Here is a 12,710-nt window from a genome sequence, read left to right on the forward strand (position 1 = left end):
ATGACACCAATAGTTGAGTATTACCGCGAATTTAGAAAGAGGATTGATACCCAAATTAGCGCGCTAGATAACAAAGCCCGTATGTGTAAAGACGATTTTAGCACAACCGCCCCACAATTAGCGTGTGATCTGCTTTATTTAAGGCTAGCACCACATGAGCGAAAAGGGCAAAGACTGGCGCCGATACTGGCCGATTTTTATGCGACAAACAAAGAGAAAATAGCGTACATCTCAAACAAGAGCTGCGACACAAAATACCGCAAAGAGGCAGAGGATAGCCAAACACTGGCTTATTTTTATATCGAGAATATTTAAAGAGGATAATATGTTTTGGCAAAAAACAGACAAAGAAAAACTAATGGAGCTTTTAGAGTGGTTTTTAAGCCACAATTGGGAATTTAAAAAAGACGACTACAAAAATCTGCAACGTCTCAATAAATTACTTTTAAAATTTGACATACCGCCAACTTGGATAAATTTTTCGCTTTACAATTACTTTTACCTCAAACAAGACGAGCGAGAAAGGCTACTTGAAGCATACAAAAAATTAAAGGATAGTAAATGAGAGAGATTAAATTTATGGCGTGGTACAAGGAAAAGAAAATCTTGAGAGAGGTCCTTGAGATAAGTTTTTCAGGCGGATACGTCATTTTAGCGGGCTTTGGTAGTTTTGGCGAAATAGAAGCCCCAATAAGAGATGTCGAGCTTATGCAATATACTGGACTAAAAGACAAAAACGGCGTGGAGATTTATGATGGATATATTCCCCGGTTCTCTAATGGAAACTTAGGAGAAGTAATCTGGTCTCACTTACGAGCAGGTTTTGATGTAGCTTTCTCTAATGCTATGCCTGAAGAACTAGACCATAATCTAGCTAGTAGATGCGAGGTAGTAGGCAATATCTACGAAAATAAGGAGCTGTTAGAATGAAAAATTTTTTAAAAGAGCTTGCTTATATATTAGTAAATTTTGAGAAAAATCCCACAATGCTTAATTGCTTTATAGTTATACTTTGTGTGTTTAGTGGCATCGGTTTTTTAGTCTTTTTCACGGTGTATATTGCCGAGGGGTATATATTTTGGAGAATATTACACGTGATAGTCTTGTTGCTGGCAATAATAGTAGCAACATTGGTTATTAAAACATATATTAGAATAATTATTAAGGATAATCAATGAGTAGCCCAGAAAGAGAAAAACACATAACCGCCCTTGCAAACCTAGAGGCGTTTTGCGAGGCACACAATGAAAAAACAAAGCTAGTCGAGCAAATACAAGGTTTGCTCTTTAAATGTGACGTCCGATATTTACGGCACGCTCTGCGAGATTTGAAAGATTATATAAAGGGTAAACAATGAAAGCTAAATTTCTCAAATTACGAAAAACAATATACAATATTATATTAATAAGTTTATGGGTCGCACTCTGCTTTATTTTTTGTTTTTTAATAATGCTACCTTTGACGATTATTTTTATGCCTATCGACACCTTAAGACATCCAGTGTGGTTCTTTAAAGACATTGCAGGCAGGTTTAGACAAGCCTTAAATGAAACATTTTAGCCACGATGGCATGAGAGATTTGCAAGCGATAATCGAGGAGCTAGCAGTGCTTAAAAAACGGCTCGATAGCCTAAAATTAAAGATGGATTTAGCCTTAGGATTGAATAGAGGGCCATACAGAGCTTGGGTGGACGAGCTACGAGAGATTAAAATATAATAGAAAGGATTAGAAAATGAATGCAAAAGGTGTTTCCGTAGAGAAAATATGTGGATTAGGATATATGGAAAATAAACTATTTAAGGAGAGTTTTATGTGTCTTAGTGACTTAAGAGAGGTGCTGGCAAAATTAAGCCTCTTGGGGGACAGGATAAGCAAAATACAAACAAAAAATGCGCGCGTATCTTGCAGCATCAGCTTTAATTGGGAGTTTGAGATCTATATTGTGTGCCGTTCTTTTAGAGGCAGCCGATGCCGCTTCAAGCCTGAGGAGACAGGGCTTGTATTTGAAATAGATTTGGATGTTCCCGATCTAGAAGTAGATGAAATCTTAGAAAAACTCTTTGAAATTTTAAAGGCGCCAGAATTAAAAAACGCAGGCTTAGGCGCATATTTTGCTCGAGAAAAAAGGAGGTTTAATAAAGATGTTTAGATTACCGCGAAATTTAAAGGATAAAAAATGAGCGATAAATTTATTACTCGTGATGAAGCCTTGAAAGAGTTGGGGCTGACATCGCCTATTAGTTTAAGGCGGTTAGTACTAGCAGGCAAGATCACAGCAAGCAAGATCAACTCTAAGATAATTTATTATTCTCAAAACTCTATTTCTGCCTATAAATCAGGCAAATCCGCCCAAACTATCTAAATAATCGCTCCACCACTGCATAAGCCTAGCCCTTGCTTTTAAATTTTTGGCGTGGTTATATGCTTCTTTAACTTTGTTGCTCTCAACGTGAGCGAGGCAAAGTTCGATAACATCACTATTGCAGCCGTGTTTATCTATGTTTTCGTTTGCGATCGTGCTAAACGTGGCTCTAAAGCCGTGTGGCGTTACCATATCCTTATTGAAGCCTAGATTTCTAAGCATTATGCGGATAGTGTTGTCACTAATAGGGCGCACATTTGATTTTATGGACGGAAAAATTAACTCACTTTTTAATGGCAAGCGCTCACGATATGTTTTTAATAAGGTGATTACACTCTGAGATAAAAATACATCGTGGGGCTTTGCCGTTTTCATCTCGCTTGCTGGGATATGCCAAACACAATTTTCAAAATCTATCTGCGACCATTTAGCATTTCTAGCATTTTGTCCCCTTACTGCGGTGTATAATTGAAAAACCGCACACACTTTTACTCTTAAATCCCCAAAATATTCTTTTATTGCTATTAATACAGCTCTTATTTCATCATCATTTTTTAAGTATGCAAAATGTTTTACTTCTCTACGCCCTAGTAGTGTCTTTTTGTCAATATCTGCTATTATATTGTGATCTACATACTCGTGCAATAGGGCATATTTAAAAAAGCCGCTTAATATACTTAGCACTCTATCGGCTGTTTCTAGCTTTTCGTCCTCGAGTAGGGGACTAATGGCAGCTATTATGTCTTTTCTGCTTATGTCTTTTATACTCATCTCGCCAAGTTTTGGTAATAACAACGTTTCAAACCGCCTTTTTACCCAAAATTGCTGTTTTTCGCTCAACTTGCTTTTTGTTTTATACCACGCTTCAAATACTGCCCTAAATTTTGTTTTTTCTGCTGTTTGAGTTAGGCTCTCTCCTTGATTGAGTTTTGATCTTAATTCGCTTCTTTTGTCTCTTGCTTCGCTTAGGCTCATTTCATCATATTTACCAAGAGTTAGGCGGTGCCTCTTACCGTTTTCTCTAAACTCATACATAAAAAACTTTGTGCCATTTGGCATTATCTTAATTAGTAGGTTATCGCCATCACTGACAAAATATGGCTTCTCTTTGGCTTTTAAATTTTTAAACTGCGTGATCGTTAGTTGGCGTGATAACTTAGGCATTTATAATCCTTTTTGGCTGACTATTTTTATATTTTTAGCTACTTTTTTAAAGACGATCAGCCAAAAGTCAGCTAAAAAGTTGTGATAATAATAGTTTGCCATTGTTTATAATTGTTTGTAATTTTATGTATAAAGGCTTTAAAATAACGTTAAAATCGTGGCTTAATGTTTGCAAAAGTTGATAAAAGTTTATAATTGTTTGTAAGTAGTGGCGGGTAGAGAGAGATTCGAACTCTCGGTGAGTTACCCCACACACGCGTTCCAGGCGTGCTCCTTAAACCGCTCGGACATCTACCCATAAAGAAGTGGAATTATATCTTTATTTGCTTAATGCTTGGTTTTAGAGCTTTAGTCCCAAGATAACGACATCTTTGTACCCATTATCCATTAGGCAAACGCCTGGCAGTTCACCCCATTTTTCAAAGCCAAATTTTAAAAACAGCCCAAGACTTGCCTTGTTCTCACTAAATATTAAAGCGATAATATTTTTTAGATTTAGCCTCTTTGCCTCATCTAGACTGCGACTTAAAAGCTGCTTGCCAATGCCCATGCCAAGAGCCTTTTTGGCTACATAGATGCTTATTTCTACACTTATTTTGTAAGCTATTTTAGGATTAAAATCACTAAGTGAACACCAGCCTAAAATTTCACCATTTTCTTTATAGACAAAGATTGGGCGAGAGTTGTTGTGAGCTTTAAACCAAGGCTCTCGCTCCTTCGTGCAAACTGGCCGCATATCAGCAGTCGCAGTTTTTTCTAAAATGTATTCATTATAAATTTGTGTAATCGCTTTAAGATCACACAAATTTGCTTGCTCTATCAAGCCTAGCCTCTTTTGGCAGCTTGATAGACTGGTTCAAGTTTTACTGCGATCTCTTTTAGATCTTTTATCCTGCTCTCGTTTGATGGGTGTGTGCTTAAAATTTCAGGTACTTTTCCGCCACTCATCTTGCTCATTTTTACCCAGACTTCGACTGCTTCTTTTGGATCGTATCCGGCTCTTGCCATTAGCTCGGTACCGATGTGATCAGCCTCAGTCTCGTGTGAGCGAGAAAATGGCTTCATGATTGTATATTCGCTAGCTATATTTAAAGCATTTACTGCAAAATCACCAAGACCAGTAATAGCTGCTAGTAAAACAATACCGATATTTTTTGCCTGATCAGCACTCGCTTGCTCCCTGCTGTGCTCTCTAAGCGCGTGAGCGATCTCGTGTCCCATAACCGCTGCTAGCTGCGCGTCTGTTAAATTTAGCCTTTTTATAATGCCACTATAAACTACGATCCTGCCACCTGGCATACACCAAGCATTTAGTGTGTCTTCATTAATGACATTTACTTGCCACCTCCATTTTAGGGCGTCTTCTCTAAATACGGCAGTTTGAACGATCAGCCTTTTGGCAATATCTTGAACCCTTTTTGTAAGGATAGGATCGACGTTTAGCTGGCCTTTACTTCTAGCAGCTGTTAGCGTCTTGACGTAAGCTTGAGCTGAGCTTTGCTCCATTACTTCGGAAGGTATTGCCATAAACTGACCACGATCAGCACCCACGGCGCCTGACTTTGTGACGCTCGTGCAGCCTACAAAAAGTAAGCTAATGGCTAATAATGTAAGTAAAATCTTTTTCATTTTTATCCTTTGTGGATTAAAATTTGTCGTATTATAGCCTGAGCTGGATATGTATTGTTAAACGAGAGGAGAAAATTAAATTTTGTGATATCAAAAATAGTAATTTACTTTTTTGCAAATTTTAAAATCTTATTCACTCGCCTTAGCAGACTACTAAATCTAGGTCTCGTAGCCGCTCGCCACTAGATTTAGAGTCGTGATATGCTCGCTCATAAATTTTAAAATTTGCCTGACACTTGGCTGATGATAAAGTGTATTCAGTGTGCTGCTTGGTTTATGACCGCAAAAATTCAAAATTTAGACGCTATGTCCTAAAAATTTAACCCCTACGCTTTGTAGTTTATATTTCTCTCAAATTCTCTCAAACGTTTATTTACTGATCTTAGCTCCGTTATCGTCGTCCAGTTGTCAATAAAGACGCTAAAGCTCTCTCTTACTTGAGAAAAAGCGTTGCTAGCTTGTATAAGCACACCAAGCGTTATAACGCCGCTAAATAGGCCATTTCCCATGATGACATAAGGCACGATGACAAGAATTTGTGAAAAGGAGATAAGCCAGAGATTAAAGTAGCCATAATGCAAAAATAGCTTGTAATAGTTTAGTTTGACGCCTGTAAAAAGCTCTAGCATGACGTTTGGCCCGCAAAATTTAACCTTGTCATCTTCGCCGTAAACCAGCTCTTTTCTAAATGCCGCTTCTGCTTTTTGGTTGTTATATTCAAGGTGTGGTAGCTTAATGCCTACAAACCACGATACGATGAGGCCTCCGATGCTAATTACAAGTGCGATATAGACTAGTGAACCTTCAATGTCTTTGATGTAAGGTAAGCTCACGCTCTTACTTAGCTCCCAAAGTACAGGAATGAAAGCGATAAGTGTCATAATCGCCCTTAAAACCTGCACGCCAAGGCTTTCCATTATCTTGGCAAAGCGGTAAACATCCTCTTGAATACGCTGCGAGCTACCCTCGATATCACTCTTACATTTTTGCCAAAATTTTAGATATCTAAACGTCATCGCCTCTCTCCAGCGAAAAACCCAGTGGCTGGCAAAAAACGAGATAACTGTGTAAGTCACAACATATGGCATAGCGATTTTTATGAAGTTAAAAATTTCACGCCAAAATTCACTTACATCATGATCTTTTGAGTTTTGCACGATATCGTAGAAATTTTTATACCACTCGTTGATGCGGACATTTAAATGAGTTTGATAAACAAGTAGCAAAATGATAAATAGCGCTCCGCCATAAGCCCAGAGTGCCCATTTTTTATCTTTAAAAAATGATGAAAACATAAAGTGCCTTTTGTAAATTTTGGCGAATTATAGCAAGCAATATTAAGCATTTATATAAAATTTAAATGCGAGCTATATCATTTTGCAAATTTTACGTAAAGGAAAATGATGAAGAAATTAGTATTTTTGGCTCTTGGCTTTTTTGCAACACTTGCATTTGCGGCTGATATGAAGGTCTATAAAAGCCCAACTTGTGGATGTTGTACTAGCTGGGGTGAGGCGATGCAGAAGGCTGGATTTAGCGAAGAGGTCATAAAAGTAGATGATATAGCTAAAGTTAAGAAAGAATTTAATGTGCCGCTAGAGCTTTCAAGCTGCCATACAGCAACCATTGATGGATATATCATAGAGGGTCATGTTCCAGCTGATGAGGTAAAGCGCCTACTAGAGCTTAAGCCAAAAGACGTAGTTGGTATCGCAGTACCTGGCATGCCGATGGAGAGCCAAGGTATGGAGCAAGGCAGTAAAGCTGAGCAATACGATGTTATTTTATTTAAAAAAGATGGCTCGCAAGAAATTTTTGCTACTTACATCGGCACAAAAAAACTAAGATAACTTCAAAAATTTTTAAATTTAGCTCATTTTTGGTGAGCTAAATTTAAAAAGAAATTCCCTTACTTACGGCTATGGTACAAAGTAAAAATGTTAGCGGAACGTAGATAAATTTGCCTACAAAATACCAGAAATTACCATAAGATTTATTTGCTCCAGAATTTATCTCGTCTAAAATTTCTTCTTTTTTAATAATCCAAAACCAAGAAATAGCACCGATTACCGCGCCAATTGGGATGATATAGATCGACACAAAGTCCATCCAAGGCCCCCAACTGCTAATAGGCTCCATAAATGCTCCTATGCCAAAGCAAACTGCACAAAGTAGCGTGAGTGTCCAAAATCTATTAAGAAACGGAAATTTATGCATAAGCGACTCAGCCACGACCTCAAACATGTTTTGAAGTGAGGTGATACCGCCAAAGATGACCGCGGTAAATAGTATGATCGCAAAAATTTGGCCGCCGATCATATTTTGTAAAATTTTTGGAAGCGTTACGAAAAGTAGCTTTGGACCCTCAGCTGGATCCATAGCATAGGCAAATACCGCTGGGATCATAACAAGAGCCGCCACAAGAGCCGCAATAGTATCAAAAAAGGCCGTAGTTTTAGCACTTTCAACGATATCTTCATCTTTTGAAAGGTAAGCTCCATAAACTATCATGCCAGATCCTGTGATAGAGAGCGAGAAAAAGGCTTGACCCATCGCAGAAACCCATACCATCGGGTCTGCAAGCTTACTAAAGTCAGGAATAAAAAGGAATTTATACCCATCAAACGCATTTGGTAGCATTGCGACATTTATAGCCAAAATGCTAAATAATACGAAAAATAGCGGCATCATTATTTGATTTGTTTTTTCGATACTTTTTGCCCCAAAAAATAGTGTAAGAAGTGTGCCAGCAACAATGATAAAATGATAAGGCAAGACTGAGTAATCTTGAAGTGCAAATGAGTTAAACCAAACGTTCGTATCAACGCTCATAAATGAGCCAGTAAGCGCCTGAGTAAGGGCTTTTAGCACGTAAGCGATGATAACTGCGTAGCCGATGGCTATACAAAGTGAGCCAGCAAGCGGAAGCCAGCCGATGATACTGCCAAATATACCCAAATTTCTACTTTGCCAAGCATATTTATATGATCCAAGCGTACCAGTTTTTGCACGTCTGCCAATCGCATACTCTGCGCTTAGACCAACATATGAAAAAAGAGCTATAAAAAAAACATAGATGAGTAAAAACGCTGCACCACCATTTGTGCCAAGTTTGTAAGGAAAGCCCCAGACATTTGCCATGCCAACTGCTGATCCAACACAGGCCAATATAAATGCCCAACGCGATGAAAAATTCTTTTTGCTCATTGTAAAATCCATAAATTTAGTGATGAAAATAATGTTATCAAAATATGATTTAAGAACTTTTTATAAATCTTAAATTTAAGAAATGTTGTTACTTTTGGGCACGGATAATTTGACCGCTAAATATAAATTCGCTATAATCAGGCAAAAATTTTTAACTCTTAAGGATCATAATTGAACCCCAGTAGCGATAATTCGCTTTTAATGGTAATACTTGCCGTTGTATTCATTTTACTAAATGCTTTTTTTGTTTTATCAGAATTTTCTCTTGTTAAAGTTCGTAAGTCTAGACTTGAAGAGCTTATCAAAGAGAAAAAGCCAAACGCTCAGCTTGCTTTTGAAATGTCAAACAAGCTTGATACCTATCTTAGTGCCACTCAGCTTGGCATCACACTAAGTTCACTTGCTCTTGGTTGGATCGGTGAGCCAGCGGTTGCAAGACTTATAGAAGCTCCACTTAAAAATTTCTTCAACTTTAGCGATATCTTAGTTCATACAGTTGGTTTTGCGATCGCATTTACGCTTATTACCCTACTTCACGTTGTAATGGGCGAGCTTGTGCCAAAGTCAGTTGCTATCGCGAAGGCCGAGACTTCAGTGTTAAAAATCGCTCGTCCACTTCACTTTTTTTGGGTGCTATTTTCGCCTGTAATTAAGCTTTTTGATATTTTAGCGACCATTGGACTTAAAATTTTAGGCATCCAGCCAGCTAAAGAGAATGAACTAGCGCACTCTGAAGAAGAGATAAAAATCATCGTTGGCGAGAGCTTAAAGGGTGGCGTACTTGATAGTTTTGAGACTGAGATCATTAAAAATGCAGTCGATTTTAGCGACACAGTCGCAAAAGAGATCATGACACCAAGGCGCGATATGATCTGTATAAATAAACAAAAGAGCTTTGAAGAGAATTTACAAGTCGTATTTGAGTCAAAATACACTCGCTTTCCTTATATAGACGGCTCAAAAGATATTATTTTGGGCATGATACACATTAGAGATATTTTGCAGCTTCACTTTAGCAAAGACAAAGAGAAGAGTTTTGACTCAATTGTTCGTAAATTTGTCATCGTGCCTGAGAGCCTTTCTATTTCAAAAGTGCTTGTAATGATGAATAAAGAGCAAATTTCAGCTGCACTTGTAGTCGATGAGTATGGCGGTACAGCCGGACTTCTTACGATGGAAGATATAATGGAAGAGGTGCTTGGTGATTTTAATGACGAGCACGATGAAGTCGATCAACACTACAAAAAGATAAATGACAATATTTATGAATTCCAAGGCAGATACGATCTAGAGAGTGTTGAAGAGGTTCTTGGTATAAGCTTTGATGAAGAGACAGATCAAGTTACAATCGGTGGATATGTCTTCAACTTAATCGGTCGTTTGCCAGTTGTGGGCGATAAGATCGAGGACGAAAACTGTTACTACGAAGTAAGAAAGATGGATGGAGCTAGCATATCACGAGTCAAAGTTAGAAAAAAGATAAAAAATGAAGAGGAGAGCATTCAATCTTAAATTTATATATTTATGGCTTAAATAAGCCATGTTATGTAAATTTCTATCAATATTGTGATGCTCTAGACTCAGTTTCACCATCCGCTTATTTCATTAAATTTTTATTTTAGATAAGTCTTCTAGTTGTAGTCAAGCAAAATAAACTCATATAAATTTTTCGAGTAGATATCCAGCAGTAAAATTTAATCTTAAATTTTAAATATAGTTAATATAATTAAAAATTGTTTTTTACGAGGAGTAAAGATGAGAATAATAAATGCAAAAGATATAAGAGAAGTCGTTGCCAAGCTTTGCAAACAGGCCTGTTATGTCGTGACGCCAGATTTAAAGGCTGCTTTTACAAAGGCACAAAGTAACGAAAGTTCGTCACTAGGCAAAGACATTTTGGGCAAAATTTTACAAAATGCTAAGCTCGCGGAAGAGGGCGTTGCACCTATCTGCCAAGACACCGGTATGACGGTTGTTTTTGTGCAGATCGGCCAAGATGTGCATATTGAGGGTGGATATATTGAAGATGCGATAAATGAGGGTATTGCGGAAGGCTACACTGAAGGTTATCTAAGAAAGTCAGTCGTTGCTGAGCCACTATTTGAGAGAAAAAATACCACAAATAACACTCCAGCTGTCATTCACACTAGAATCGTGCCAGGAGATAAGCTAAAGATAAAAGTAGCTCCAAAAGGTTTTGGTAGTGAGAATAAATCAGTTTTAAAAATGCTTGTGCCAGCTGATGGTATAGAAGGTGTAAAAAAAGTCTTTTTAGAGGCTGTAAAATACGCTGGACCAAATGCCTGTCCTCCACTAACAATAGGCGTTGGCATAGGCGGTACGATGGATAAGGCAGCACTTTTGGCAAAAGAAGCGGCAGTTCGTTCAGTCGATAGTAAAAATTCTGATCCAAGATATGCCAAATTAGAAGACGAGCTACTAGAGCTTGCTTGTAAAACTGGCGTTGGTCCTCAAGGGCTTGGTGGTGATACTACCGCCGTAAAAGTAAATGTCGAGTGGTATCCAACCCACATAGCAGGTCTTCCTGTTGCTATAAACATTAACTGCCATGCTGCGCGCCACGCAGATGCCGAGCTTTAAGGAGAGAAAATGTCAGAAGTAAAAAGAATAACAGCACCATTTGATAAAGAGGTGGTAAAAAGCCTAAAAGCAGGCGACAATGTCCTAATATCAGGCACTATCATAGCGGCTCGTGACGCTGCACATAAGGCACTTACTGAAACATTGGCACGCGGCGAAAAACTACCAGTTGAACTAAAGGGTGAGACTATCTACTACGTCGGACCAACTCCAGCCAAGCCAAATCAAGCTATCGGCGCAGCAGGCCCAACAACAAGTGGTAGAATGGATAAATACACCCCAACTATGATAAATGAAGTTGGCATAAATGGTATGATCGGTAAAGGCTACAGGAGTGATGCAGTAGTCGAGGCTATGAAAAAATCATGCTGTGTTTATATGGTTGCTATCGGTGGTATCGGAGCGCTCATTAGCCAAAGTATCAAAAAATATGAAGTGCTAGCTTACCCAGAACTAGGACCAGAGGCAGTTGCTAGGCTTACAGTTGAGGATTTCCCAGCAATAGTTGCCATTGACTGCGAGGGCAATAACTTCTATGAAGTTGGCCAAGCACCTTACAAAAAGATATAAATTTATCCCGCTAGCAAGCTAGCTAGCGGACTTTAATAATATCCAAGACACATCGTTTCAGTTAATTTTATGCGTTTTTCAAATGGAGCAGGCGAGAAAAATTTGCACTTTTCAATGTAAATTCTATAAGAATAGCTAAGATTAAAATCATCATAAAATTTCTTCAAGTCTATAAATTTGATACCGCAAATCTCATAAAATTTAAAGAGCTCGTAGATCTTAGAGCCATTTTTTGCTACAAGATGAGATGGAGCAAGTGAGGTAAAAGAGCAAAATACGCCTGTTGGAATAAGGCCATTTAAAGGTGTGCAGGTTTTTATAATGTTTTGAAATTTGACTGGAATGCTATTTTTTCTAAGAAAAACTATTCTTGAGTTTTCAAATTTAGCACTTATGATGTTTTTCCAAAAAAGATAAGCATTTGATGAGATGCCGGCATTTTTAGCCAATTCAGCACCGAGCACATAATCATCTAAAAACTCATTTGGTGCGAGTATATTTTGCATCTTCATCCTTTTGAAATTTTGCCCATTATAGCTTTTGGAGACTAAAAATTTAGAAAATTTATAGTAGGATTTTAAAAAATTTCAAAAGGAGAAAATATGAAAAAACAAATCTCAACAAAAAATGCTCCACAAGCGATTGGGCCATATTCTCAAGCTATTAGCGCAAATGGATTTTTATTTATCTCAGGTCAGCTTGGTGTCACACCAGCGGGTGAGTTTGCAGGTAGTAGCGTAGAGGCCCAAGCTGAGCAATCGCTTGAAAATTTAAAAAATATCTTGGCTGAGGCAGGACTTACTTTTGATAATGCTGTAAAGACTACAATATTTCTAGCAGATATGGCAGATTTTGTTAAAGTAAATACTGTGTATGCTAAATTTTTTAAAGAGCCTTATCCTGCTAGAAGTACAGTAGCTGTTAAGACCTTGCCAAAAGACGTACTTGTGGAAATAGAGCTTATCGCGGCTTATTAATAGAGATTGTGTAAAAGTTCATATAATTTAATGTTTAATATGATGGAGAGCAAAAACTCTCTAAATTTATATTTCAAAAACTAAACCCTATAAACCTATAATAAAAATACATACTTTAAAATTTTTAAGCGTCTAACAATTTTTTCTAAAATTCCCTAAATATTTCAACTATCTTTAAGTATTGCTCGTATATAATTCC

Annotated in this window: 19 protein-coding genes and 1 tRNA gene; 12 read left to right on the forward strand and 8 right to left on the reverse strand. The window is 37.7% G+C overall.

Annotated features, from left to right (window positions below; all coding sequences use genetic code 11):
* From CYP64_RS01720 to CYP64_RS01755, 7 genes are all read left to right on the forward strand, one after another.
* Positions 1–315 (forward strand): hypothetical protein, encoded by a 315-nt coding sequence (locus tag CYP64_RS01720; protein ID WP_258032895.1) that lies wholly within the window; start codon positions 1–3, stop codon positions 313–315.
* Between the two features lie 10 nt (positions 316–325).
* Entirely contained in the window at positions 326–565 is a 240-nt protein-coding gene (locus CYP64_RS01725; RefSeq protein WP_103648442.1) for a hypothetical protein, read from the forward strand.
* Entirely contained in the window at positions 562–930 is a 369-nt protein-coding gene (locus tag CYP64_RS01730) for a YopX family protein (protein ID WP_103648443.1), read from the forward strand. Before CYP64_RS01725 ends, CYP64_RS01730 begins: the two co-directional genes overlap by 4 nt.
* 244 nt (positions 931–1,174) lie before the next feature.
* Positions 1,175–1,357, forward strand: a complete 183-nt coding sequence (locus CYP64_RS01740) for a hypothetical protein (protein ID WP_103648445.1) — start codon at positions 1,175–1,177, stop codon at positions 1,355–1,357.
* A 189-nt stretch (positions 1,358–1,546) separates the two neighbouring features.
* Positions 1,547–1,717, forward strand: coding sequence for a hypothetical protein (locus tag CYP64_RS09940; RefSeq protein ID WP_181001669.1), 171 nt, complete (start codon positions 1,547–1,549; stop codon positions 1,715–1,717).
* A gap of 16 nt (positions 1,718–1,733) precedes the next feature.
* On the forward strand, positions 1,734–2,150 hold the full coding sequence (locus tag CYP64_RS01750) for a hypothetical protein (RefSeq protein ID WP_103648447.1): 417 nt from the start codon (positions 1,734–1,736) through the stop codon (positions 2,148–2,150).
* Positions 2,151–2,177: 27 nt separating this feature from the next.
* The gene (locus CYP64_RS01755; protein ID WP_103648448.1) at positions 2,178–2,363 is read left to right on the forward strand and encodes a hypothetical protein; all 186 of its coding nucleotides are present in this window, start codon (positions 2,178–2,180) and stop codon (positions 2,361–2,363) included.
* Here CYP64_RS01755 and CYP64_RS01760 read toward each other — a convergent pair.
* From CYP64_RS01760 to CYP64_RS01780, 6 genes are all read right to left on the reverse strand, one after another.
* The gene (locus CYP64_RS01760; protein ID WP_103648449.1) at positions 2,337–3,527 is read right to left on the reverse strand and encodes a tyrosine-type recombinase/integrase; all 1,191 of its coding nucleotides are present in this window, start codon (positions 3,525–3,527) and stop codon (positions 2,337–2,339) included. The two genes, CYP64_RS01755 and CYP64_RS01760, sit on opposite strands and share 27 nt — an antisense overlap.
* Positions 3,528–3,736: 209 nt before the next feature.
* A tRNA-Ser gene (locus CYP64_RS01765) sits at positions 3,737–3,824 on the reverse strand.
* 43 nt (positions 3,825–3,867) lie between these two features.
* Complete coding sequence (locus CYP64_RS01770) at positions 3,868–4,350, reverse strand: GNAT family N-acetyltransferase (RefSeq protein WP_103648450.1); 483 nt, start codon at positions 4,348–4,350, stop codon at positions 3,868–3,870.
* A 2-nt stretch (positions 4,351–4,352) separates the two neighbouring features.
* Positions 4,353–5,156: a M48 family metallopeptidase gene (locus CYP64_RS01775; RefSeq protein ID WP_103648451.1), complete on the reverse strand. Its 804-nt coding sequence runs from the start codon at positions 5,154–5,156 to the stop codon at positions 4,353–4,355.
* 159 nt (positions 5,157–5,315) lie between these two features.
* Complete coding sequence (locus CYP64_RS10190) at positions 5,316–5,450, reverse strand: hypothetical protein (protein WP_258032896.1); 135 nt, start codon at positions 5,448–5,450, stop codon at positions 5,316–5,318.
* Between the two features lie 32 nt (positions 5,451–5,482).
* Entirely contained in the window at positions 5,483–6,451 is a 969-nt protein-coding gene (locus CYP64_RS01780) for a putative transporter (RefSeq protein WP_103648452.1), read from the reverse strand.
* 108 nt (positions 6,452–6,559) lie between these two features.
* Here CYP64_RS01780 and CYP64_RS01785 point away from each other — a divergent pair, with 108 nt between their 5' ends.
* Positions 6,560–7,006: a DUF411 domain-containing protein gene (locus CYP64_RS01785; RefSeq protein WP_103648453.1), complete on the forward strand. Its 447-nt coding sequence runs from the start codon at positions 6,560–6,562 to the stop codon at positions 7,004–7,006.
* A 43-nt stretch (positions 7,007–7,049) separates the two neighbouring features.
* On the opposite strand, the gene CYP64_RS01790 is transcribed toward CYP64_RS01785, so the two are convergent.
* A complete protein-coding gene (locus CYP64_RS01790) occupies positions 7,050–8,363 on the reverse strand; it encodes a sodium-dependent transporter (RefSeq protein WP_103648454.1) in 1,314 nt (437 codons plus the stop codon).
* A 201-nt stretch (positions 8,364–8,564) separates the two neighbouring features.
* Here CYP64_RS01790 and CYP64_RS01795 point away from each other — a divergent pair, with 201 nt between their 5' ends.
* The 3 genes from CYP64_RS01795 (at position 8,565) to CYP64_RS01805 (ending at position 11,534) form a co-directional block, all read left to right on the forward strand.
* Entirely contained in the window at positions 8,565–9,875 is a 1,311-nt protein-coding gene (locus tag CYP64_RS01795; protein ID WP_230854001.1) for a hemolysin family protein, read from the forward strand.
* A 243-nt stretch (positions 9,876–10,118) separates the two neighbouring features.
* Positions 10,119–10,964: a fumarate hydratase gene (locus CYP64_RS01800; RefSeq protein ID WP_103648455.1), complete on the forward strand. Its 846-nt coding sequence runs from the start codon at positions 10,119–10,121 to the stop codon at positions 10,962–10,964.
* Between the two features lie 9 nt (positions 10,965–10,973).
* Positions 10,974–11,534, forward strand: a complete 561-nt coding sequence (locus CYP64_RS01805; RefSeq protein WP_084109801.1) for a Fe-S-containing hydro-lyase — start codon at positions 10,974–10,976, stop codon at positions 11,532–11,534.
* A gap of 32 nt (positions 11,535–11,566) precedes the next feature.
* On the opposite strand, the gene CYP64_RS01810 is transcribed toward CYP64_RS01805, so the two are convergent.
* Positions 11,567–12,040 (reverse strand): cysteine permease, encoded by a 474-nt coding sequence (locus tag CYP64_RS01810; RefSeq protein ID WP_103648456.1) that lies wholly within the window; start codon positions 12,038–12,040, stop codon positions 11,567–11,569.
* Between the two features lie 96 nt (positions 12,041–12,136).
* On the opposite strand from CYP64_RS01810, the gene CYP64_RS01815 reads away from it, so the two are divergent.
* Positions 12,137–12,511 carry a RidA family protein gene (locus CYP64_RS01815; RefSeq protein ID WP_103648457.1) on the forward strand — a complete coding sequence of 125 codons (375 nt, stop codon included), beginning with the start codon at positions 12,137–12,139 and terminating at the stop codon, positions 12,509–12,511.
* Positions 12,512–12,710: the final 199 nt, after the last annotated feature.

The sequence above is a fragment of the Campylobacter concisus genome, assembly GCF_002913945.1.
GTDB classification, from domain to species: Bacteria; Campylobacterota; Campylobacteria; order Campylobacterales; family Campylobacteraceae; genus Campylobacter_A; species Campylobacter_A concisus_P.

What these genes read in the sequence shown, in the direction of transcription:
- CYP64_RS01720 (WP_258032895.1), top strand. Translation starts at nt 1, where the DNA reads ATGACACCAATAGTTGAGTATTACCGCGAATTTAGAAAGAGGATTGAT.
- CYP64_RS01725 (WP_103648442.1), top strand. Translation starts at nt 326, where the DNA reads ATGTTTTGGCAAAAAACAGACAAAGAAAAACTAATGGAGCTTTTAGAG.
- CYP64_RS01730 (WP_103648443.1), top strand. Translation starts at nt 562, where the DNA reads ATGAGAGAGATTAAATTTATGGCGTGGTACAAGGAAAAGAAAATCTTG.
- CYP64_RS01740 (WP_103648445.1), top strand. Translation starts at nt 1,175, where the DNA reads ATGAGTAGCCCAGAAAGAGAAAAACACATAACCGCCCTTGCAAACCTA.
- CYP64_RS09940 (WP_181001669.1), top strand. Translation starts at nt 1,547, where the DNA reads ATGAAACATTTTAGCCACGATGGCATGAGAGATTTGCAAGCGATAATC.
- CYP64_RS01750 (WP_103648447.1), top strand. Translation starts at nt 1,734, where the DNA reads ATGAATGCAAAAGGTGTTTCCGTAGAGAAAATATGTGGATTAGGATAT.
- CYP64_RS01755 (WP_103648448.1), top strand. Translation starts at nt 2,178, where the DNA reads ATGAGCGATAAATTTATTACTCGTGATGAAGCCTTGAAAGAGTTGGGG.
- CYP64_RS01760 (WP_103648449.1), bottom strand. Translation starts at nt 3,527, where the DNA reads ATGCCTAAGTTATCACGCCAACTAACGATCACGCAGTTTAAAAATTTA.
- CYP64_RS01775 (WP_103648451.1), bottom strand. Translation starts at nt 5,156, where the DNA reads ATGAAAAAGATTTTACTTACATTATTAGCCATTAGCTTACTTTTTGTA.
- CYP64_RS01780 (WP_103648452.1), bottom strand. Translation starts at nt 6,451, where the DNA reads ATGTTTTCATCATTTTTTAAAGATAAAAAATGGGCACTCTGGGCTTAT.
- CYP64_RS01785 (WP_103648453.1), top strand. Translation starts at nt 6,560, where the DNA reads ATGAAGAAATTAGTATTTTTGGCTCTTGGCTTTTTTGCAACACTTGCA.
- CYP64_RS01790 (WP_103648454.1), bottom strand. Translation starts at nt 8,363, where the DNA reads ATGAGCAAAAAGAATTTTTCATCGCGTTGGGCATTTATATTGGCCTGT.
- CYP64_RS01795 (WP_230854001.1), top strand. Translation starts at nt 8,565, where the DNA reads ATGGTAATACTTGCCGTTGTATTCATTTTACTAAATGCTTTTTTTGTT.
- CYP64_RS01800 (WP_103648455.1), top strand. Translation starts at nt 10,119, where the DNA reads ATGAGAATAATAAATGCAAAAGATATAAGAGAAGTCGTTGCCAAGCTT.
- CYP64_RS01805 (WP_084109801.1), top strand. Translation starts at nt 10,974, where the DNA reads ATGTCAGAAGTAAAAAGAATAACAGCACCATTTGATAAAGAGGTGGTA.
- CYP64_RS01810 (WP_103648456.1), bottom strand. Translation starts at nt 12,040, where the DNA reads ATGCAAAATATACTCGCACCAAATGAGTTTTTAGATGATTATGTGCTC.
- CYP64_RS01815 (WP_103648457.1), top strand. Translation starts at nt 12,137, where the DNA reads ATGAAAAAACAAATCTCAACAAAAAATGCTCCACAAGCGATTGGGCCA.